Source organism: Aeromonas sp. SE22 (assembly GCF_038739755.1).
Taxonomy (GTDB): Bacteria; Pseudomonadota; Gammaproteobacteria; order Enterobacterales; family Aeromonadaceae; genus Aeromonas; species Aeromonas jandaei.
On record NZ_JBCGFD010000015.1, the window covers coordinates 22,506 to 42,887 of the forward strand.

Below are 20,382 nucleotides of genomic sequence, written 5' to 3' on the forward strand. Positions count from 1 at the left end.
TGGCCCTCTTGATACTTATTGGCTGTCTGACTGGGCTGGTGGAGCGAAGCGGATCAGCTTCTCCTCTCCCTGCCAGCTGAATGTCATGGTCGCCAGATCTGCCAGACTGAGCTGCTCGCCGCTGTGCAGCTGGAGATACTCCACCCCATCGCGGGCCTCTATGGTGCGGATCCGATCCGCCCACTCACGTCCGTCCCGACTGGTCAGCGCGACCGGCAACTGCCAGCTGGCGGCAATCTCCAGCCAGTCGTAGAGGTCACAGCTGATGGGTTGGTAATCCGGCATGGTCTGCTCCTTGAGAAGGCAGAGGGATCAGGCTTCCTGCAAACGGGTCGGCCAGCCCATCTTCTGCTGGCGCTCCACTTCAAAGCGCAGTTCGCTGGCGCGCAGGTAGTGCTCTTCGAGCCACCCTTTGGGCAGGGTCAGGGTGAGCGCATCCTCGTCCGCTTCCAGCGTGAAGCCGGGCACGGTTCCCTGGGTGCGGCGCATGCAGAGGATAAGGGCGATGCGCAGGATGCGAGCCAGCCGGATCGCCTGACGAGCGGTTACCGCCCCTTGCTTCTCCAGTGGCTCCAGCTTGAATTCATCCCGCTGGTTGAACAGCAGGGCCGACAACAGCTTCTTCTGCGCAGGGGTAAAGCCCGGCATATCGATGTTGTCGATGATGTAGGCGGCGTGTTGCGGCGCCTTCTTGTACTCGATACAGAGACCGATCTCGTGCAGTAGTGCTGCGTAGCGCAGGATCGGGCGACCATAGCGTTTGGAGAGGCGCCAGGCCGGCTGCAGCTGGGTGAACGCCTCGATGGCGGTGTCACGCACCCGCTCGGCATGCTCCTTGTCCAGCTGGTAGCGGTTGATCAGGCTGTCGGCGGTGCGGTCACGGGCATCGCAGTCGTGATTGTTGCCGAGCAGGCCGTAGATCAAGCCCTCGCGCAGGGCGCCACCCGCCAGCGTCATGCTCTCGATGTTCAGGGTTTCGAAGATGGCGATCAGGATGGCGAGGCCGGAGGGGAACACGGTCAGCCGTTCGGCTGCCAGCCCTTCCAGTTGCAACTGGTCGAGCTTGCCGCAGGCGATGGCCTGACCCATCAGCTCCTGCAGTTTCGGCAGGGTGACCCGCTCGCTCTTCCCCTGCGCCAGCATGATCTCCTGCAGCGCCTGCACCGTGCCGGAGGCACCGACGCAAGTGCGCCAGCCAAGGGCACGGTAATCATCCGTCACCTTCTCCAGCACCGCCTTGGCGGCGGCAATCGCCTGCTCGAAACGGGCTTCGGAGAGCTCGCCATCACCGAAGTGATTGTTGAGCCAGGTGACGCATCCCATGTGCAGGCTATTGAGCAGTTTCGCTTCGCTATGCTCGCCGATCACCAGTTCGGTACTGGCACCGCCGATGTCGATAACCAGTCGGTTGCCTTCACCGGCAGAGGTCCAGGAGACCCCTTCATAGATGGTCTTGGCCTCTTCCTCGCCCGAGATGATCTCGATGCTGTGGTTGAGCACCCGTTCCGCTTCGCTGATGAACTCGTCGACGTTGGTAGCCAGCCGCAGGGTGGCGGTACCCACTACCCGGATGTTGTCGGCCGGAATGTCCTGCAGCTGTTCGGCGAACAGGCGCAGACAGTCCCAGCCCCGCTCCATGGAGGTACGGCTGAGACGGAAGTCGGCATCAAGCCCGGCGGCGAGGCGAACCTTGCGTTTGACCTTGGCAACGGTGCGCAGGGCACCGGCGACCTCGCGCACCACCAGCATGTGAAAGCTGTTGGAGCCGAGGTCGATGGCGGCATAGAGAGGCGAGTTGTGCAACGGGCCTATCCTTTAGCTTTTGCGCGGCGGACGACGGCGGTTGTTGCTGTTGCCACCCTGGCGATCGCGCATGTTGCGGTTCACCGGCTGGCGGTTGCGGAACACCCGTTTCGGCGCGGTGACATCATCCAGCAGTGCTTCGCGATCATACTTGCTGACCGGGATCGGGTGGTGGATGTACTCCTCGATGGCCGGCAGGTTGAAGGCATAGTCTTCGCAGGCCAGGCTGATGGAGTGACCGCTCTTGCCGGCACGGCCGGTACGACCGATACGGTGAACATAGTCCTCGGCATCGTCGGGCAGGTCGTAGTTGAAGACGTGGGTCACGTCGGGGATGTGCAGACCACGGGCGGCCACGTCGGTGGCGACCAGAATGTCCAGCGAACCCTTGGTGAACTCTTCCAGGATCTTCATCCGCTTCTTCTGCGGCACGTCGCCGGTCAGCAGACCAACGCGGTGGCCGTCGTTCTCCAGCCAGGCATGAACGTCTTCACAGACATGCTTGGTGTTGGCGAAGACGATGGCTTTCTCCGGCCACTCCTCTTCCATCAGGGAGAGCAGCAGCAACATCTTGTCTTCGTTGGAGGGGTAGAACAGCTCCTCCTTGATCCGCACGCCGGTCATCTGCTCAGGCTCGACCTGCACATGTTCCGGGTGGTTCATGTGTTCGTAGGCCAGCTCCTGCACGCGCAGGGAGAGGGTGGCGGAGAACAGCATGCTCAGACGCTCGGTGGCGGGCGGCATGCGGCGGAACAGGAAGCGGATGTCCTTGATGAAGCCCAGATCGAACATGCGATCCGCTTCGTCCAGAACCACGACCTGGATGTTGCTCAGGTCGATCACCTTGGACTTGAAGTAGTCGATGATGCGGCCAGTGGTGCCGATCAGGATGTCGACGCCCTGCTCCAGTACGGCCAGCTGCTTGTCGTAACCTTCGCCACCGTAGGCGAGGCCGAGTTTCAGGCCGGTAGAGGCGGCGATGCTGTCGGCATCGTTATAGATCTGTACTGCCAGCTCCCGGGTGGGTGCCATGATGATGGCTCTGGGTTGATTTACCAGACGGGGCTTGGTCAGCGGGTGGGTAAGAAGATAGTTGAAGGTGGCGGCCAGAAAGGCGATGGTTTTGCCGGTGCCTGTCTGTGCTTGCCCGGCGAGGTCATGGCCCTCTACCAGCAGTGGCAGGGACAGTGCCTGGATGGGCGTACAATAGTGAAATCCCTTTGCTTCCAGACCAGCCAGAACTTCGGGTTCGAGGCCCATTTGGGCGAATTTGTCGGTCGTTAAGTGTGTTTTGCTCATGGCGGTAGGTTATCAGGTTAGGCTTGCAATAATAAACAGGATCATTTCAAATAGGGCAACTATTGCCTTTATTGACGTGTCAATAAAGCCTTATTTACTGACTGGAGTTGGAGATGAGTGACAAGATTGTTCAGCTGAGCGATGCCAGCTTCGAGGCAGATGTAATCAAAGCCGATGGCGCCGTTCTGGTCGACTTCTGGGCCGAGTGGTGTGGTCCGTGCAAGATGATTGCCCCGATCCTGGAAGAAGTTGCCCAAGAGTACGAAGGTCGCGTGACCGTAGCCAAACTGAACATCGACCATAACTCTGATACTCCGCCCAAGTACGGCATTCGTGGTATCCCGACCCTCTTGCTGTTCAAGAATGGCGAAGTGGCAGCGACCAAGGTCGGTGCACTGTCTAAGACTCAGCTGAAAGAGTTCCTGGACGGCAACCTGTAATAATCGAAGAGGAGCGCATTGCAATAATGCGCTCCTTCTGTTTTATCACCTAGACGCTCATCCCGATTGGTGCTAGTTTATCGCTCGTTTGCTAACCTTTTTGCCTGACTCCATTGCTAGCCTGGCAAGTCAAATCCGATCAGCATCAATCCAGCAGACTGTCTCCTCATTTCAATCCTTGCTTACAGACTTTCACCACTATGAATCTGACTGAATTAAAGAACACTCCTGTGTCTGAGCTGGTCAAGCTCGGCGAATCCATGGGGTTGGAAAATCTGGCTCGGGCGCACAAGAAAGACATTATTTTCGCGATCCTCAAGGCGCACGCCAAGGGTGGCGAGGATATCTTTGGCGACGGTGTGCTGGAAATCCTGACCGACGGTTTCGGGTTCCTGCGCAGTGCTGACGGTTCCTACCTGGCGGGCCCTGACGATATCTACGTCTCCCCGAGCCAGATCCGCCGCTTCAACCTGCGTACCGGCGATACCATCTCCGGCAAGATCCGGCCGCCGAAAGAGGGCGAACGCTACTTCGCGCTGCTCAAGGTCAACGAGGTCAACTACGACCGTCCGGAAAACTCCCGCAACAAGATCCTGTTTGAAAACCTCACTCCGCTGCACGCCAACGAGCGTCTGCGCATGGAGCGTGGCAACGGTTCTACCGAAGACATCACTGCTCGCGTACTGGATCTGGCCTCCCCGATCGGTAAAGGTCAGCGTGGCCTGATCGTGGCGCCGCCCAAGGCCGGTAAGACCATGCTGCTGCAGAACATCGCCCAGAGCATCGCCTACAACCATCCTGACTGTGAACTGATCGTTCTGCTGATCGACGAGCGTCCGGAAGAGGTGACCGAGATGCAGCGCATGGTTAAAGGTGAAGTGATCGCTTCCACCTTCGACGAGCCGGCATCCCGTCACGTTCAGGTTGCCGAAATGGTGATCGAGAAGGCCAAGCGTCTGGTCGAGCACAAGAAAGACGTAGTGATCCTGCTGGACTCCATCACCCGTCTGGCTCGTGCCTACAACACCGTTATTCCGTCATCCGGCAAGGTACTGACCGGTGGTGTGGACGCCAACGCCCTGCACCGTCCCAAGCGCTTCTTCGGCGCCGCGCGTAATGTTGAAGAGGGCGGCAGCCTGACCATCATCGCCACCGCGCTGATCGATACCGGTTCCAAGATGGACGAGGTTATCTACGAAGAGTTCAAGGGTACCGGCAACATGGAGCTGCACCTCTCGCGCAAGATTGCCGAGAAGCGCGTCTATCCGGCTATCGACATCACCCGTTCAGGTACTCGTAAAGAAGAGCTGCTCACTTCCGGTGACGAGCTGCAGAAGATGTGGATCCTGCGCAAGATTGTCCACCCGATGGGCGAGATTGACGGTATCGAATTCCTCATCGACAAACTGGCGATGACCAAGACCAACGACGAGTTCTTCGACGCCATGCGGCGCCAGCAGAAATAAGTCAGGTCAGAAAATGACAAAACCGCGGCCAAGGTCGCGGTTTTTGTTTATCTAAATTTCGGCCGACTGGGTAGTATGAAGCTTCGATGTCACAAGGATAGAGACGTCATGAAACCCGTTTACTGGTTACTGCCGGGATTGCTGTTCGGTATCCCGACTTTTGCGCAGAACGTGCCAGAGCCTCCTTCGGTGGCGGCCGCCGAGCTGGGCACCGATTTGCGCTATCTGTCGAATTGCCTGCAACAGGGGCAGTTTGCCGCTGTCGATTCTCTGCTGGCGACCCAGAGCCGCGAGCAGCGCGAGTATCTGCTGCTGCAACTGTTGCGCAATATCAACGTGACCCGGCCGGCGTCACCCGAACTGCACGCCTGGGTGGCAGCCCAGGCAGACAAGGCACCCCGGTGGCTGGTCGAGCAGCGGGTGGATGGCTTTCTGGTTCAGCAACCCGCCTACGATTTTTCCGCTCAGGCCCGGCTGCTGCTGGGTCAGTGGCAGCAACTGGCGTGGCAGGCTGATTATCGCCAGCAACTGGAGCAGGGCACTTTCGGTTTCAAGTCGATCTACTACCGCGGCAACCCCGAGCTGGCTCGTCAGCAACAGGCGCTGCTGCAGGCCCTCGATCAGCAGCCGGTTTCCCTGCTGCAGCGCGAGAGCCGGACGCTGGCTGCCCAGAACATCTATCTGCCTGACAACCGTCTACTGAGTTACCTGCTGCAGCGTACCGGCGAGCCGGCACTCTACAGCCGCCTCTGGCGCCAACCGGTGGATCAGGATGCTCTGGCTGCGCTGGCCACCATCAACCGCTTTCATCAGGGTAATGAGGCCAGCGAGTTGCTGATCGCTGCGAGCACCAATCCCCATCTGAAAGAGCCGGCCCTGCGCCAGCTGAGCGCGCTTTCCCCCCTGCCGCAACAGGCAAGAAGCTACCTGCTTGGTGAGCTGGCCAACCGGCAGTATGGATCTCTGGTGGCCGATCTGTTGATGGAGGTGGATGAGCCATTGCTGTTGTCGGCGCTGGCCAAACGCCTTGGGCAGCATGATCAGAATCCCATGACTCCGACTCTCTTCCCCGATTCGGGTACACCGGAGAGGCGGCCAGGGTTATAATGCCTCACCTCCTGAATCTGGTTGGGAACCTGCATGAAATACAAGGACTTGCGTGATTTCGTCGCGCAGCTGGAACAGAACGGACAACTCAAGCGGATTACCCGCGAGATAGACCCCTATCTGGAGATGACCGAAATCAGCGACCGCACCCTGCGTGCGGGCGGCCCGGCTCTGCTGTTTGAAAATCCCAAAGGCTACACCATGCCGGTGTTGACCAACCTGTTTGGTACCCCGGATCGGGTCGCCATGGGGATGGGCCAGCCCGATGTGAGCGCCCTGCGTCAGGTCGGGGTATGGCTCTCCTATCTGAAGGAGCCGGAACCGCCTCGTGGCTTCAAGGAGCTGATGGAGAAGCTGCCGATCTTCAAGCAGGTACTCAATATGCCGACCAAGCGCCTCTCTTCCGCCCCTTGCCAGCAGGTGGTGCAGGAGGGGGATGCGGTCGATCTCGACCAGATCCCGATCCAGCACTGCTGGCCGGGTGATGTGGCGCCGCTGGTCACCTGGGGTCTCACCATCACCCGCGGCCCCTACAAGAAGCGGCAGAACCTCGGCATCTACCGTCAGCAGAAGATCGCCAAGAACAAGCTGATCATGCGCTGGCTGGATCATCGCGGCGGAGCCATCGATTTTCGCGAGTGGCAGGAGGCCCATCCGGGCGAGCGCTTCCCGGTGGTGGTGGCGCTCGGTGCCGATCCGGCGACCATTCTCGGTGCCGTGACGCCAGTGCCGGATACCCTCTCCGAATACGCCTTTGCCGGTCTGCTGCGCGGCAGCCGTACCGAGGTGGTAAAAGCCATCAGCTGTGACTTGGAGGTGCCCGCCAGCGCCGAGATCGTGCTGGAAGGCTATCTGGAACCCGGCGAGATGGCGCCGGAAGGCCCTTATGGCGACCACACCGGTTACTACAACGAGGTGGACGAGTTCCCGGTCTTTACCATCACCCACATGACGATGCGCAAGGATGCCATCTATCACAGCACCTACACCGGCCGTCCGCCCGATGAGCCGGCGGTGCTGGGTCTGGCGCTGAACGAGGTGTTCGTGCCGCTGCTGCAGAAGCAGTTCCCCGAGATCGTCGACTTCTATCTGCCGCCAGAGGGGTGCTCCTACCGGATGGCGGTGGTCACCATCAAGAAGCGTTACCCGGGCCACGCCAAGCGGGTGATGCTGGGGGTCTGGTCTTTCCTGCGCCAGTTCATGTATACCAAGTTCGTGGTGGTGTGTGATGACGACGTCAACGCCCGCGACTGGAAGGATGTGATCTGGGCCATTACCACCCGGATGGACCCGGCTCGTGATACCACCCTGATCGAGCACACCCCGATCGACTATCTGGACTTCGCCTCGCCCATCTCCGGCCTGGGCTCCAAGATGGGGCTGGATGCCACCAACAAGTGGCCGGGGGAGACCAACCGCGAGTGGGGTCAGCCCATCGTGCAGGATGAGACGGTGAAGCAGAAGATCGATGCCATCTGGGATGAGTTGAATATCCTCGGTTGAGGCGAAAATGGCCCGTTTGCTGCGAAAATGGATGAGATCCGCAGCGATTTGGGTATCCTCGACCAATGGGGCCAGCAGTGCTGGTTATCACCTGACAGTGAAACAATGAGCGAAGCGGGTCGAGCGAACCCGCCACAAGGACAAGAATGCAACGTATCAAATGCCGCGTAGAGGAACTGCGCGAATATGTCGACACCATCTGGCATGTGGCCCTGACGCCGCAGCAAGAGGTCAGCTTCAAGCCGGGCCAGTATCTGCTGGTGGTGATGAGCGATTCGGACAAGCGTCCCTTCTCCATCGCCAACTCGCCGACCCGCCCGGGCGTGCTGGAGCTGCAAATCGGCGCTACTCCCGAAAACGCCTATGCCGGTCAGGTGCTGGCCCGTATGCGCGAACAGGGGGAGATCGAGGTCGAGCTGCCCGCCGGCAAGGCGTTCCTGCGCAACGAGTCGCCCCGCCCGCTGATCATGATGGCCGGCGGCACCGGTTTCTCCTATGCCAAATCGATTCTGGAGTACCTGATCGACAGCGGCAGCAAGCGTCCGGTCTTCTTCTACTGGGGGGTGCGTCAGGCGCACTGGCTCTACGAGCTGGAGCAGATGCAGCAGTGGGAGCGTGACTACGCGCCGCTCACCTTCATCCCGGTGGTGCAGGAGCCTGAGAGCGACTGGAGTGGCCGTACCGGTCTGGTACACAAGGCGATCATGGATGATTTCGTCAGCCTCCATGAGTACGACATCTATGTCGCCGGTCGCTTCGAGATGGCGGGGGCGGCCCGTGAGGAGTTCAAGATCCTCGGTGCCGAGCCGGAACGCATCTTCGGCGACGCTTACGAGTTCATCTGACAAGCCGTTTGTGCTGCCAAAACCCCCGGTCAAGCCGGGGGTTTTGCTATGGTGGCGCGACCAGTTCGGGATATTGTGGAGTTCGTCATTCAAGTCCAGTTTTTTTCGCAATTTCAGGTATGAATGGCTACTAATTACCTGCAGCTGGTGGCATCTTTGTGCGTGATTGTCGGCGGCAGGATAAGGATATTCCGGGATGGGGCGAGGAGGCGCTGTGTTGAGCGAAGAGGGAAGATCATCGACAGAAGATGCAAGGGGAGAGCTGGGTTCTGCGGAGCCAGCGGCGACCCTGATCTCCTCCTCCCGTATTGGTGAACTGACCCGGCTGCAGGCAGAAATTGCCGCTCTGAAGCATGAAAACAGCTTGCTGCAGGAGAAGCTCAACGCCGCCCTCGATGGCACCGGCATCTGTCTCTGGCAGGGGATGATCCCGACCGGTGAATTGCGGGTGTTCAATCTGCAGAACTTTCAGGTTGGCGACATGGCTCCCCACTTCGACCAATGGAGCGCCAAGCTCCACCCCGACGATCGCGCTCACGCCATGGGCAGCTATTTCGAGCATCTCGAGGGGAAAACCCCCTTCTACGAAGTTGAATACCGCACCATCAACCCGCAAGGCGAGGTCACCTGGCTCTGGGATCGGGGGCGGGTGGTCGATCGCGACGCCGATGGCAAGCCACTGCGGATCATGGGTTCCCATATCGATATCACCCAGCGCAAAGCCTATGAGCAGAGGCTGGCGGAGCGTGCCAACAGCGATGCCCTGACCGGCCTGCTCAACCGGCAGGGGTTTGGCAAGGCCTTTGCTCAGCAGCAACATGACGGAGCAGGAGCGCTGCTCTTTATCGATCTGGACGATTTCAAGGGGATCAATGACCAGCTAGGTCATGCCTGTGGCGATCAGGTTTTGCAGCAGATGGCGGAGTGGCTGCGTCTTATCATGCCGGGCTCGGCCCTGTGTGGTCGCTACGGTGGCGACGAATTTGTGGTGCACCTCAGCCGGGGGGTTTCGAGCCATACCCTGGCCGAGCTGGCCGATGCCCTGATTGGCCGGATGCAAAGCTATGTGCCCAGACCCGGTTGTTCGCAACGGGTCGGGCTCAGTATCGGCATCGCTTTGTGGGAGGGGGCATCTCTGTCGTTTCGGCAGGCGCTGGAGGTGGCCGATCAGGCGATGTATGAGGCGAAGGCGCGCGGCAAACGGGCCTGGCACTTGCTGCGGGTGTGACGACAACCCGAGCCCCGTAAAGCAGAAACCCCAGCCATGCTGGGGTTTCCGTTATTCGCCTTTGGCGCCGAGCTGCTCTTCGAGTTGAGCCAGCTTGCTTTCGAGGGCGGCCAGTTTTTCCCGGGTACGCAGCAGAACCTTGGTCTGCACGTCGAACTCTTCACGGCTTACCAGATCCAGCTTGTTGAGCTGTGCCTGCAACACCTGACGGATCTTCTTTTCGGCCTCTTCGCCCATGCTGCGGATGCCGGGCGGCAGGGAGTTGTGTACCTGTTTGGCGATCTCTTCCAGTTTCTTCGGGTCGATCATGATGTCCTCCTTAAGCGTTGGTGGACATTCTACCGACAATTCCCTCATTTTGCCGAGATCGCGGCAGCTTTTTACACCGCACAGCCCGTTATTGCTGGTCGGGTCTGGTGATGTGCCAACTGCTGCTACCCTTGCGCCCCCTTGTTGACCTGAAACCATGATGCAGAGCACAAACCTGATTGGAATATGACCAGTGTGAGTCTGAGTGTTGTTGTTTTCATGTTAAGTTTGTGCGGTCGAAGTGATCAGCGCTTCGTTGGTTTGTGATGGATAACAACCTGATAAAGAGAACAAAAAATGAAGAAGAAGCTAATTTATGCAGCCGTCATCAGTGCCTTGCTGGCCGGATGTGGTGGTGAGAATGACAAGATGGGGGATACCACCAGTACCCTCGACTACGCCCTTAGTGGGATGAGTGGTGCGCGCCCCAGCGTACTGGCGCCCCGTGCCAGCGATGGCACCCTGAAATTTTCGACCGAGACTCAGGATCTCTCCAACCCGGTATCCGCTCTCTCCACGCTGGATGGCTGGTCTACTACCCAACCCATTCAGCTGAACCCGGCCACCGTAAGTGGCGTGTCGGTTCCTGCTCCTGCTGACGCAGACTTTGCCGCCTCTGTCGCCCCCATCTATCTGCTGGAGCTGACACTGGATCCGACGACTCTGCAGCCAAATGGCGTGAAGAATAACCAGCCGCTGGTCTATGGTACGGATTTTGTTGTTCGTGCTGCCGGTGGCACTCTCAATCTGGTACCGCTCAAGCCGCTGAATCCCTCCTCCTATTACATGATTGTCGCCACCGATTCGCTCAAAGACAGTCGCGGAACACCGCTCAAGGCTGGCAGTGACTACAGCACCTACAAGACAAACAGTGGCACCACGACTCAGGAGCAGAGCATCAGCAATCTGGTTGCGCTGCAAGAGGGGCTGTTCAAATCTGCCACCGGCATTACCAGTGATCGGGTGATCTTCTCCGACTGGTTTGCCACCCAGTCCGGCGCAGATGTGCTGCTGGCGGTGAAAGGGGCTGCAGCCAAGGTGGCACAGAACGGTCTGGACGCCGCCAAGGTATGGAAACAGGATGCCAAGGGCAATACCAGCCTGCCTAGCACCTATACCATGGCAGTGACAGGTAGCGGTGCTTTCCTGACCCAGATGGCTAATGAGCAGTTCCTGCCGTCGGATCAGAAAAATCTACTGGCTACCACTATTGCCAACAGCACACAGCTCACAAATATTGCCAATCTGACAACGGTATATACCGGAACCGTCAAGCTTCCTTATTTCCTCTCTACACCGTCAGTAGCCGGGTCATGGGACAAGGCCAAGACCCAGTCTTGGCATGGTGCCATCCCCAGCCTCTATGCCATCGCCAATGCTCTGAAGGCGGGTGATAGTGAAGTGATTGGCGGACTGGTTAGTGCCGGAGTGGATCCGACTCTGTTGGCAACACTGATCGCTGACCCGACCCGCCAGAGCGATCTGCTGACCGAGGCGAGCAAACTGATCGGGGTGACCCTCACCTCCGGTGGCAAGCCGCTGGATAGCGAGCACAATATCGGCCGCTTCAATCCCCTGCCGGCATTGACCGAAGTACAATCCGTGCCGATGCGAATTTTTGCCAAAGATGCTCTTAATACCATCACCGATGTGATCATCTATCAGCACGGGGTCACCTCCATCAAGGAGAATGCCTATGCGCTGGCGCTGGGCCAAATTGGCGCAGGTATGGGGGCTGGTAAAAAGGTAGCTGTAGTGGTGATCGATCATCCACTGCATGGTGAACGTGGCTTCGCTCTTAGCGGCAGTATGGCGACGGTGACCACCTCGGCAAACCCGACTCCCTACCTGAATCTGGGTTATCTGACGGTAGCGCGGGACAACCTGAAACAGAGCGTGGCCGACCTGCTGGGTCTGCGTCTGGCGGTGGGCCTGGCCAACAGCGGCAACGTGATCGGCAGTGCTGGAAATATCAAGGTGCACTTCCTCGGTCACTCACTCGGTGCCATTACCGGGGCCAATCTGCTGGCGGTCGCCAACCAGACAACTGGCAGTACCCTGGCTGATGCCCTGTTCAAGTTCGATACCGGTGGTCTGGCGATGCCGGGCGGCGGTATCGCCCCGCTGCTGCTCGACTCCCCCAGCTTCGGGCCGACCATCAAGATGAGCGTGCTGACAGCAGGCAGCCCCGAGTTGAAAGCGGGCTTTGCGGCCTATGAACCCAACTGCAAGACAGTCAAGGCAACCTGCTTCGTCAACGAGTTCCTGCCCAGTCTGAATGCGACCACTCAGGCGGCCGCAGCCACGACGCTGCAGAGCTACAGCTTTGCTGCCCAGACAGTGCTCGACTCTGCCGACCCGATCAACCTGGGTCGCGGCATCAAGAGCAACTTCCCGCTGTTTGCTACCGAAATCGTGGGCGATGGTGCACTCAATCTGCCGGATCAGGTGATCCCGAACCGCATTGCCTCTGCACCGCTTGGTGGCACCGAGCCGCTGTTCAAGGTGTTGGGTTTGCAGGCGTTGCAAGGCGGGCCGGGTGTGATCCCTGCCAGCCACCATGCAGCCCGCTTTGTGGCCGGTGGTCACAGCTCGCTGTTGGCGCCTGATGGCAATGACAGCAATGCGCTGGTGACCAGCGAGATGCAGACCGAGTTTGCCAGCTTCTTTATGAGCGGTGGCGCGGCAGTGCAGGTGACTGACAATACCCTGCTCAAGCAGTAATGGCGCAGACCATAAAAAACGCCGCCCTTTGGGGCGGCGTTCTCGTTTCTACAGCAGCTGAAAAATCAACCCGGCTGGTGGTTGCGATCCAGCCAGCCTTGCAGCAGGCCGACCAGCAGACCGGTCAGGTGGGCGATATTGGCGGTGCTGGTGCCGAGCATGTCGAAGAAGCCGAGCACCATCCAGAACAGCATAAAGCCCATCAGCGCCGGTGGCAGAGTCAGGCCACAGGCCGGTTGCAGCTTGCTGCGCAGCCAGCAGTAGCCGAGCAGGGCATAGATCACGCCGGAGAGGCCGCCAAACAGCGGGCCGCTGGCGAAGAACTCGGCGATATTGGGCAGGGCGGCGCCCACAAGCAGCAGGATCAGCAGCTTGCCGCTGCCAAGACGCTGCTCGATCTGGCCGCCGAGATACCACCACCAGAGCAAGTTGAACACCAGATGGAGCACCGAGAAGTGGATGAAGGCCGGGGTAAAGTAGCGCCATGCCTGCCAGTCGGTGAACTGGGCCAGCGTCGGGTGGAAGGCCAGTTCGTCGTAGATAGGCAGGCCGATGGCATCGATGCCGTAGATGGCGAGACAGGCGATGATGACCACCAGTGTCAGTGGCCCCGCCTGATGGAGGAAATCGGTGACGGGATCCGTCATCCCCTTGCTGTAGTCGATGCGGGCATCGGCCCGGCCGGACTGCCAGGAGGCTTCCATATAGCGAGGGTGGTTCGGCTCGGCGAGGAAGCGTTTCACCTCCAGCTGGGCCTGAGCAAGGCGCTGCTCGTCAGCCAGCCAGATGGTGACCCCCAGCTCGGACTGGGTCAGCTCGCAGGAGATCCCCAGCGTCGCCAGATAGTCCACCAGCGCCTGCGCCATGCGGGCGTTGTCGAGCACCAGCAGCTGGATCATGCTTCGCCTGCCTCGATGGGAAACTCCCGGCGCCACGCCTCGAAGCCGCCATCCAGACTGTAAACCTCGTCGTACCCCTGTTGCAGCAGGTACTGGGCTGCGCCCTGGCTGCTGTTGCCGTGGTAGCACATCACTATGACCGGGGTGTCGAACTCCACCTCGTTCATGAAGCGCACCAGAGTGCCGTTGGTGAGGTGGAAGGCGCCAACCGCATGGGCTGCCGCGAAGGATTGCGGGTCGCGAATGTCCACCAGGCGGGCTTCGCCTGCACTCAGTTTCTGGTGGGCATCATGGGCATTGATATGGGCAAACTGGTCCATCTGGATGTCCTGCGAATAGGTTGATTGCCGGTCAGTGTACCGCAAGCTTGGGCGCAAACTAACCCCACAAAAGATAAGGGAGCCTGTGGCTCCCTTGTCGATATGGCATGCGGCTCAGTGGGTTAACCGCCGAGATAAGCCTGCCGCACCGCCGGGTTGGCGAGCAGTGCCGCTCCCGTGTCCTGCAGCACCACGCGGCCGTTCTCCAGCACATAGCCGCGGTCGGCCAGCTTGAGCGCCTGATTGGCGTTCTGCTCCACCAGAAAGATGGTCATCCCCTTCTGGCGCAGCTGCTCTATGGTGTCGAAGATCTGCTGGATGACGATGGGGGCCAACCCCAGCGAGGGCTCGTCCAGCAGCAGCAGGCGCGGCTTGCTCATCAGGGCGCGGCCGATGGCCAGCATCTGCTGCTCGCCGCCGGACATGGTGCCAGCGCGCTGCTCCAGCCGCTCATGCAGGCGCGGGAACAGGGTAAACACCTGATCAAGCAGACCATGCTGCTCTGCCTTGTCTACGAAGAAGGCGCCCATCAGCAGGTTCTCCTCCACCGTCAGACGGGCAAAGATGCGGCGTCCCTCCGGCACCACGGCAATATCCTTGCGCATGATGCGGGCGGTGGAGAGGTCACTGATCTGCTCCCCCTCGAACCAGATGGAGCCGCTGCTGGGCTTGGGCTCGCCGCAGAGGGTCATCAGCAGGGTGGTCTTGCCGGCGCCGTTGGCACCGATCAGGGTGACGATTTCTCCCTCTTTCACCTCGACGCTGACGTCGTGCAGTGCCTGAATTTTGCCGTAGTGGGTCGATACGTTGCGAAGTTCTAACATCTTGTGTTCCTTACGACTCGCCCAGATAGGCCTTGATCACTGCCGGATTGTTGCGGATTTCGTCCGGCTTGCCGTGGGCCAGCGGGGTGCCCTGACTGACCACGAAGATGCGGTTGGAGATACCCATCACCAGCTTCATATCGTGTTCGATCAGCAGCACCGAGACCCCGAATTCATCCCGCAGGCTCATGATGAGCTCATCCAGCTCGTCGGTCTCCTTCGGGTTGAGGCCGGCAGCTGGTTCATCCAGCATCAGCAGCTCGGGGCGGGTCGCCATGCAGCGGGCGATCTCGAGCCGGCGCTGCTGACCGTAGGCCAGGTTGCCGGCGGCGCGGTTGGAGAGATCCTTGAGCCCCACCTTATCCAGCCAGAAGGCGGCCTGCTCCAGCCCCTCCTCTTCGGCACGGCGGAACGAGGGGGTCTTGAACAGCCCGGCCAGAAAGCCGGTGTTGAGGTGCCTGTGCTGGGCAACCAGCAGGTTCTCCACCGCCGTCATCTCCTTGAACAGCCGGACGTGCTGGAAGGTACGCACGATTCCCTTGCGGGCGATGAGGTGACCGGGTAACCCCTGGATCTCCTCACCCTTGTAGCGGATGGTGCCGCCGCTCGGGCGATAGAAGCCAGTCAGGCAGTTGAAAATGGTGGTCTTGCCTGCGCCGTTGGGGCCGATGATGGAGATCACCTCGCCCTTGTCGATATCCAGCTTGACCCCGTTGACTGCCAGCAACCCTCCGAAGCGCATCGACAGATCAGAGACTTCCATTAACTTCTGATGAGTACTCATTTCTTCAACTCCAGATGCGGACGGGTCATCGGCAGCAATCCCTGTGGCCGCCAGATCATCATGAACACCATCAAGAGGCCGAACATCAGCATGCGGTACTCGTTGAACTCGCGAGCCAGCTCGGGCAGCACGGTCATCACGATGGCAGCCAGCACCACCCCGATTTGCGAGCCCATGCCGCCCAGCACCACGATGGCGAGCACGATGGCCGACTCGATAAAGACGAAGGATTCCGGGCTGATAAAGCCCTGCCGGGAGGCAAAGAAACTTCCCGCAAAACCGGCAAAGGTGGCGCCTATGGTGAAGGCGGTCAGCTTGATGATGGTGGGGTTGAGCCCCAGCGATTTGCAGGCGATCTCGTCTTCCCGCAGCGCTTCCCAGGCGCGACCCAGCGGCATGCGCAGCAGGCGGTTGATGACGAACAGGGTGGCGATCACCAGCACCAGCGCCATCAGGTAGAGGAAGATCACCTTGTGGTTGGCGTTGTAGGCGATGCCGAAGAACTCATGGAAGGTCTCGAAGCCGCCATCCTTGACGGTGCGGTTGAACTCCAGACCGCCCAGGGTCGGTTTGGGAATGCCGGAGATACCGTTGGGGCCGCCGGTCAGGCTGGTCATGTTGTTGAGCAAAATCCGGATGATCTCGCCAAAGCCGAGGGTGACGATGGCCAGATAGTCCCCCCGCAGCCGCAGCACCGGGAAGCCGAGCAGGAAGCCGAACAGGGCCGCCAGACCACCGGCAATGGGCAGACACTCCCAGAAGCTCAGCCCGAAGTAGTTGTTGAGCAGGGCGTAGCTGTAGGCGCCGACCGCATAGAAGCCGACATAGCCGAGATCGAGCAGACCGGCGAGGCCGACCACCACGTTCAGACCCAGCCCCAGCATGATGTAAATCAGGGTGAGAGTGGCCAGATCGATGGCACCGCGAGAGGCCATAAAGGGCCAGCTCACCGCAAACAGCAGTACCAGAATGGCGGTGGTGTTGTAGAGGCGTGGTGCTTCTTCCTGACTCGGCAGCACCAGCTTGCCGAAGCCGACCGAGAAGCCGCTGATGGATGCCTGGAACAGCTTGGCAATCTGGCCGCGCAGCAGCTGGAACCAGAACACCAGAGTTGCGCCGCCCAGCAGCCAGGCCAGCGACACATCGAGGCGACTAACCACCAGCAGACGGGAGCCATCGGTCTCCAGCTTGAAGCCGAGCAGCCAGAAGGAGAGCACCAGCAGCACCAGGCTGGCGATGCAGGCATGGATGAATTGGCGTTTCATCATACTTTCTCCACTTCCGGGCGGCCCAGAATGCCGGTCGGCATAAACAGCAGCACAAAGATGAGCAGGGCGAACGCCATCACATCCTTGTATTCGGTGCTGAGGTAGCCGGCAGTGAGCGCTTCCACCACGCCGAGCAGCAGACCGCCCAGCACGGCGCCGGGAATGCTGCCGATGCCGCCCAATACCGCGGCAGTGAAGGCTTTCAGCCCGGCCATAAAGCCGAGGTAGGGGTTGATGACGCCGTAGTACATGCCGAGCAGCACCCCGGCAACGGCGGCCAGCGCGGCCCCCAGCACGAAGGTGATGGAGATGACCACGTGGGTGTCTATCCCTAACAGGTTGGCCATCTTGATATCTTCCGAGCAGGCGCGGCAGGCGCGCCCCATGCGGGAGCGGCCGATGAACTGGGTCAGCGCCAGCATGGTGACGAAGGTGATCACGAAGATGATGAGCTGCATATAGGAGAGGCTGGCCTGAAAGCCGTCAGCCTCGCCCAGGGTCCAGCCACCGGAGATGAGGCTGGGCATGGCGATATCCCGCGAGCCCTGCGCCATTCGCATCATGTTCTGCAGGAAGATCGACATGCCGATGGCGGAGATGAGGGGGATCAGCCGGTTGCCACCGCGTAGCGGCCGGTAGGCGACCCGCTCTATGGTCCAGCCATAGGTGCCGGTGATGACGATGCTGACCAGAAAGGCGCCGCCCAGCAGCAAAACGGTGCTGTCGATGCCCATCATCATGAGCCCCGCCATCACCATGAAAGCGACATAGGAGCCGATCATGTAAACCTCGCCGTGGGCGAAGTTGATCATGCCGATGATGCCATAGACCATGGTGTAGCCGATGGCGATCAACGCATAGGTGCTGCCTATGGTTAACCCGTTCAGCAGCTGCTGAACGAGATAAAGGAGGTGTTCGGACATACTGCGTTCCCTGTACTTGCCCGCAAAGAGAGGAGGGGGCGAGTCGGCTCGCCCCCGATCGGCAGATTATTTGAGTTGGGTAGAGGTACCGTCAGCGTGCCACTGGAACACACCGAATTCGAAGCCTTTCAGGTCGCCGTTCGGTGCCCAATTGAGCTGGCCCATCACGGTATCGACCGGCGCAGCCTTGATTGCGGCAGCAACGGCAGCCGGATCCTCGTCACCCGCCTTGGCAATACCGGCCGCCAGGGTTTGCACCGCGGCATAGGTAGTCCAGACGAACGGACCGGAGGAGTCCTGACCCTTGGCCTTGAACGCCGCAACCAGCGGGGCGTTGGCCGGTACCAGATCATACTTGTTCGGCAGGGTTACCAGCAGACCTTCGGAAGCCGGGCCACCGATGGCGGAGATGTCCTTGTTGCCTACCCCTTCCGGGCCCATGAACTTGGCCTTCAGACCCTTCTCGCCAGCCTGACGCAGGATCAGACCCAGCTCCGGGTGATAGCCGCCGTAGTAGACGAAATCGACGTTCTCTTTCTGCAGCTTGGCGATCAGGGCGGAGAAGTCCTTGTCACCGGCAGTGATGCCTTCAAACGCCACCACCTTGACGCCAGCCTTGTCCAGCGCCGCTTTCACGCTGGAGGCGATGCCTTCGCCATACTGCTTCTTGTCGTGGATAACGGCGACGCGCTTGGGTTTGACCTGCTCGATGATGTATTTGGCGGCAGTCGGGCCCTGATCGCTATCCAGACCTATGGTGCGCAGGGTCAGCTGGTAGCCGCGCTCGGTGATCTTGGGGTTGGTGGAGGCGGGGGTGATCATCAGGATCCCCTCGTCTTCATAGATGTCGGAGGCGGGCAGGGTGTTGTCGGAGCAGAGGTGGCCGACCACGAATTTGACGCCGTCGTTCACTACCTTGTTGGCTACTGCCACTGCTTGTTTGGGATCGCAGGCATCGTCATAGACGATCGCTTCGATCTGCTTGCCCTTGATGCCGCCAGCCTTGTTGATCTGCTCGACCGCCATCTTGCCGCCGGTGAACTGCATGTCACCGTATTGGGCGACCGGGCCGGTGACCGGACCGGCGATGCCGATCTTGATGGTATCGGCGGCATGGGCCATGGAAACTGATCCAAACAGAGCCAAAGAAACCGCTGCCTTTACTGCCATTCTTCCAAAATTATTCATTGATTCATCCTTTAATCAGTGGATTGTTTCATTCCCGTGTGCCTTTCCGGATCCAGAACCTGCATGTCCGGCAGTAGATAAGGTTCTATCATTCCTCACGGGGCAATAACAAGATGTTAAAGATACTAACCAGAGGGGGTCGTGAGCGGGTATTTCGAAACAAATGACCTGTTTTAAAACGCCATTTAGAGTTTAATTTCGAAAGTTGATGTTAACATCTCGATAACCAGAGGCGGTCTGGATAAACGCCAGAGGATTAATCTGACGATATTTTACCCTGATGCTGCTCCCATTTTGACCACAATCCGTTTGCGCAAACAAAAATGAGCGCCTAAATTAGCCAGCATTGACAATTCCGTGGCAGAGCTCGTTAAAACCAAGCCTTTATTCGGGAAATCTGCTAATGTTCCGCCTTTGAAAGTCAGGAGACAGAGATGGCAACAATCAAGGATGTCGCCTCCCGTGCAGGCGTATCCATCTCCACCGTCTCACATGTGCTCAACCACACTCGCCGGGTCAGCGAAGACGCGACCCAGAAAGTGATTGAGGCGGTGGCAGAACTCAACTACGCGCCCAACTCGGTAGCGCGCAGTCTTAAAATAAATTCGACCAAAACCATCGGCATGCTGGTCACCACCAGCGTGAACCCCTTCTTTGCGGAAGTGGTGCAAGGGGTGGAAGCCTACTGCTTCGAGCAGGGCTACAGCCTGATCCTCTGCAACACCGAAAACCAGCCGCCCCGTCAGCAGCACTATCTGCGCATGCTGATGGAGAAGCGGGTGGACGGCCTGCTGGTGCTTGGTACCGATATCGACGCTCAGCTGCGCGACATGCTGCGCATCCACAAGAATGTGCCGCAGGTGGTGCTGGATTGGGGAACCGAGTGCGATTTCGCCAACGTTATCAATGACAACGCCCGCACCGGTGCCCGCATGGCCATGCGCTATCTGATGGAGCAGGGCCACCGCGACATCGTCTGCATCACGGGTCAGCTCTCCAAGCCGACCACCCAGCAGCGACTGGACGGGGTGCGCGATGCGCTGGGCGAACACGGTCTGACCCTGAAAGAGGAGCAGATCTTTGAAGGGGATTACGAGAGCCAGAGCGGTTTCGATGCCATGCAGCGCATCCTGACCCTGCAGCCTCGCCCGACAGCGGTCTTTGCCTTCGACGATCCCATGGCGATCGGCGCCATCTGCGCTGCCTGGGAAGCCGGGATCAAGGTGCCGGACGATATCTCCATCATCGGTTACGACGATGTGGAGATGGCGCGCTTCTCCAGCCCGCCGCTAACTACCATCCGCCATCCGAAGGCCGAACTGGGCCAGCTGGCGGTGAAGCATCTGGTCAGCCGGATCCGCAACAAGGAGCTGGAAGTGGAGTCGATGACGGTACAGCCGGAGCTGATCGTTCGTCGCTCGGTCAAGCCGCTGCGCTGATCCTGCCCTGTTT

At 59.6% G+C, this 20,382-nt stretch carries 19 protein-coding genes; 8 read left to right on the forward strand and 11 right to left on the reverse strand.

The genetic code is table 11. The features are described 5' to 3' along the window. Positions 1–15 precede the first annotated feature (15 nt). From AAHA39_RS17940 to rhlB, 3 genes are read right to left on the reverse strand one after another with little or no spacing between them, the layout of a single operon-like run. The gene (locus tag AAHA39_RS17940; protein ID WP_320656962.1) at positions 16–285 is read right to left on the reverse strand and encodes a Rho-binding antiterminator; all 270 of its coding nucleotides are present in this window, start codon (positions 283–285) and stop codon (positions 16–18) included. A gap of 27 nt (positions 286–312) precedes the next feature. After that, on the reverse strand, positions 313–1,803 hold the full coding sequence (gene gppA / locus AAHA39_RS17945; protein WP_320656961.1) for a guanosine-5'-triphosphate,3'-diphosphate diphosphatase: 1,491 nt from the start codon (positions 1,801–1,803) through the stop codon (positions 313–315). A gap of 12 nt (positions 1,804–1,815) precedes the next feature. Further along, complete coding sequence (rhlB, locus tag AAHA39_RS17950) at positions 1,816–3,102, reverse strand: ATP-dependent RNA helicase RhlB (RefSeq protein WP_120415937.1); 1,287 nt, start codon at positions 3,100–3,102, stop codon at positions 1,816–1,818. Between the two features lie 113 nt (positions 3,103–3,215). On the opposite strand from rhlB, the gene trxA reads away from it, so the two are divergent. The 6 genes from trxA to AAHA39_RS17980 all read left to right on the forward strand — a co-directional run bounded on the left by trxA (position 3,216) and on the right by AAHA39_RS17980 (position 9,691). Further along, positions 3,216–3,542 (forward strand): thioredoxin TrxA, encoded by a 327-nt coding sequence (gene trxA / locus AAHA39_RS17955; protein WP_005339416.1) that lies wholly within the window; start codon positions 3,216–3,218, stop codon positions 3,540–3,542. 200 nt (positions 3,543–3,742) lie between these two features. Then, complete coding sequence (rho, locus tag AAHA39_RS17960; protein WP_005339417.1) at positions 3,743–5,008, forward strand: transcription termination factor Rho; 1,266 nt, start codon at positions 3,743–3,745, stop codon at positions 5,006–5,008. A gap of 108 nt (positions 5,009–5,116) precedes the next feature. After that, on the forward strand, positions 5,117–6,115 hold the full coding sequence (locus AAHA39_RS17965; RefSeq protein WP_320656960.1) for a hypothetical protein: 999 nt from the start codon (positions 5,117–5,119) through the stop codon (positions 6,113–6,115). Between the two features lie 33 nt (positions 6,116–6,148). Continuing rightward, on the forward strand, positions 6,149–7,618 hold the full coding sequence (gene ubiD / locus AAHA39_RS17970; protein ID WP_042032750.1) for a 4-hydroxy-3-polyprenylbenzoate decarboxylase: 1,470 nt from the start codon (positions 6,149–6,151) through the stop codon (positions 7,616–7,618). 146 nt (positions 7,619–7,764) lie between these two features. Continuing rightward, a complete protein-coding gene (fre, locus tag AAHA39_RS17975; RefSeq protein ID WP_320656959.1) occupies positions 7,765–8,463 on the forward strand; it encodes an NAD(P)H-flavin reductase in 699 nt (232 codons plus the stop codon). Between the two features lie 214 nt (positions 8,464–8,677). Beyond that, the gene (locus tag AAHA39_RS17980; RefSeq protein ID WP_320656958.1) at positions 8,678–9,691 is read left to right on the forward strand and encodes a GGDEF domain-containing protein; all 1,014 of its coding nucleotides are present in this window, start codon (positions 8,678–8,680) and stop codon (positions 9,689–9,691) included. 51 nt (positions 9,692–9,742) lie between these two features. Here the strand turns inward: AAHA39_RS17980 and ubiK are convergent, their stop codons facing one another. Beyond that, positions 9,743–10,000, reverse strand: coding sequence for a ubiquinone biosynthesis accessory factor UbiK (gene ubiK, locus AAHA39_RS17985; RefSeq protein ID WP_033112871.1), 258 nt, complete (start codon positions 9,998–10,000; stop codon positions 9,743–9,745). 297 nt (positions 10,001–10,297) lie between these two features. Between ubiK and AAHA39_RS17990 the strand changes: the two genes are divergently transcribed. Next, complete coding sequence (locus tag AAHA39_RS17990; RefSeq protein ID WP_320656957.1) at positions 10,298–12,724, forward strand: VolA/Pla-1 family phospholipase; 2,427 nt, start codon at positions 10,298–10,300, stop codon at positions 12,722–12,724. Positions 12,725–12,789: 65 nt separating this feature from the next. Here the strand turns inward: AAHA39_RS17990 and glpG are convergent, their stop codons facing one another. The 7 genes from glpG to AAHA39_RS18025 all read right to left on the reverse strand — a co-directional run bounded on the left by glpG (position 12,790) and on the right by AAHA39_RS18025 (position 18,930). After that, positions 12,790–13,623, reverse strand: a complete 834-nt coding sequence (glpG, locus tag AAHA39_RS17995; RefSeq protein ID WP_320656956.1) for a rhomboid family intramembrane serine protease GlpG — start codon at positions 13,621–13,623, stop codon at positions 12,790–12,792. Further along, positions 13,620–13,943 carry a thiosulfate sulfurtransferase GlpE gene (gene glpE / locus AAHA39_RS18000; RefSeq protein WP_043850512.1) on the reverse strand — a complete coding sequence of 108 codons (324 nt, stop codon included), beginning with the start codon at positions 13,941–13,943 and terminating at the stop codon, positions 13,620–13,622. The genes glpG and glpE overlap by 4 nt, the downstream gene beginning before the upstream one ends. Positions 13,944–14,065: 122 nt before the next feature. Further along, entirely contained in the window at positions 14,066–14,767 is a 702-nt protein-coding gene (locus AAHA39_RS18005) for an ABC transporter ATP-binding protein (RefSeq protein ID WP_041210590.1), read from the reverse strand. 10 nt (positions 14,768–14,777) lie between these two features. Further along, positions 14,778–15,551 carry a high-affinity branched-chain amino acid ABC transporter ATP-binding protein LivG gene (livG, locus tag AAHA39_RS18010; protein WP_041210591.1) on the reverse strand — a complete coding sequence of 258 codons (774 nt, stop codon included), beginning with the start codon at positions 15,549–15,551 and terminating at the stop codon, positions 14,778–14,780. Next, positions 15,548–16,816: a high-affinity branched-chain amino acid ABC transporter permease LivM gene (locus tag AAHA39_RS18015; protein ID WP_033112866.1), complete on the reverse strand. Its 1,269-nt coding sequence runs from the start codon at positions 16,814–16,816 to the stop codon at positions 15,548–15,550. Before AAHA39_RS18015 ends, livG begins: the two co-directional genes overlap by 4 nt. Beyond that, positions 16,816–17,742 (reverse strand): high-affinity branched-chain amino acid ABC transporter permease LivH, encoded by a 927-nt coding sequence (gene livH / locus AAHA39_RS18020; RefSeq protein ID WP_033112865.1) that lies wholly within the window; start codon positions 17,740–17,742, stop codon positions 16,816–16,818. Before livH ends, AAHA39_RS18015 begins: the two co-directional genes overlap by 1 nt. A gap of 66 nt (positions 17,743–17,808) precedes the next feature. Beyond that, positions 17,809–18,930 carry a branched-chain amino acid ABC transporter substrate-binding protein gene (locus AAHA39_RS18025; protein ID WP_033112864.1) on the reverse strand — a complete coding sequence of 374 codons (1,122 nt, stop codon included), beginning with the start codon at positions 18,928–18,930 and terminating at the stop codon, positions 17,809–17,811. A gap of 434 nt (positions 18,931–19,364) precedes the next feature. On the opposite strand from AAHA39_RS18025, the gene AAHA39_RS18030 reads away from it, so the two are divergent. Then, positions 19,365–20,369 carry a substrate-binding domain-containing protein gene (locus AAHA39_RS18030; protein WP_033112863.1) on the forward strand — a complete coding sequence of 335 codons (1,005 nt, stop codon included), beginning with the start codon at positions 19,365–19,367 and terminating at the stop codon, positions 20,367–20,369. Positions 20,370–20,382 lie beyond the last annotated feature (13 nt).

What these genes read in the sequence shown, in the direction of transcription:
- rhlB (WP_120415937.1), bottom strand. Translation starts at nt 3,102, where the DNA reads ATGAGCAAAACACACTTAACGACCGACAAATTCGCCCAAATGGGCCTC.
- AAHA39_RS17940 (WP_320656962.1), bottom strand. Translation starts at nt 285, where the DNA reads ATGCCGGATTACCAACCCATCAGCTGTGACCTCTACGACTGGCTGGAG.
- AAHA39_RS18030 (WP_033112863.1), top strand. Translation starts at nt 19,365, where the DNA reads ATGGCAACAATCAAGGATGTCGCCTCCCGTGCAGGCGTATCCATCTCC.
- livH (WP_033112865.1), bottom strand. Translation starts at nt 17,742, where the DNA reads ATGTCCGAACACCTCCTTTATCTCGTTCAGCAGCTGCTGAACGGGTTA.
- fre (WP_320656959.1), top strand. Translation starts at nt 7,765, where the DNA reads ATGCAACGTATCAAATGCCGCGTAGAGGAACTGCGCGAATATGTCGAC.
- livG (WP_041210591.1), bottom strand. Translation starts at nt 15,551, where the DNA reads ATGAGTACTCATCAGAAGTTAATGGAAGTCTCTGATCTGTCGATGCGC.
- AAHA39_RS17990 (WP_320656957.1), top strand. Translation starts at nt 10,298, where the DNA reads ATGAAGAAGAAGCTAATTTATGCAGCCGTCATCAGTGCCTTGCTGGCC.
- ubiD (WP_042032750.1), top strand. Translation starts at nt 6,149, where the DNA reads ATGAAATACAAGGACTTGCGTGATTTCGTCGCGCAGCTGGAACAGAAC.
- AAHA39_RS17965 (WP_320656960.1), top strand. Translation starts at nt 5,117, where the DNA reads ATGAAACCCGTTTACTGGTTACTGCCGGGATTGCTGTTCGGTATCCCG.
- rho (WP_005339417.1), top strand. Translation starts at nt 3,743, where the DNA reads ATGAATCTGACTGAATTAAAGAACACTCCTGTGTCTGAGCTGGTCAAG.
- AAHA39_RS18015 (WP_033112866.1), bottom strand. Translation starts at nt 16,816, where the DNA reads ATGAAACGCCAATTCATCCATGCCTGCATCGCCAGCCTGGTGCTGCTG.
- glpG (WP_320656956.1), bottom strand. Translation starts at nt 13,623, where the DNA reads ATGATCCAGCTGCTGGTGCTCGACAACGCCCGCATGGCGCAGGCGCTG.
- AAHA39_RS18005 (WP_041210590.1), bottom strand. Translation starts at nt 14,767, where the DNA reads ATGTTAGAACTTCGCAACGTATCGACCCACTACGGCAAAATTCAGGCA.
- trxA (WP_005339416.1), top strand. Translation starts at nt 3,216, where the DNA reads ATGAGTGACAAGATTGTTCAGCTGAGCGATGCCAGCTTCGAGGCAGAT.
- AAHA39_RS18025 (WP_033112864.1), bottom strand. Translation starts at nt 18,930, where the DNA reads ATGAATAATTTTGGAAGAATGGCAGTAAAGGCAGCGGTTTCTTTGGCT.
- glpE (WP_043850512.1), bottom strand. Translation starts at nt 13,943, where the DNA reads ATGGACCAGTTTGCCCATATCAATGCCCATGATGCCCACCAGAAACTG.
- ubiK (WP_033112871.1), bottom strand. Translation starts at nt 10,000, where the DNA reads ATGATCGACCCGAAGAAACTGGAAGAGATCGCCAAACAGGTACACAAC.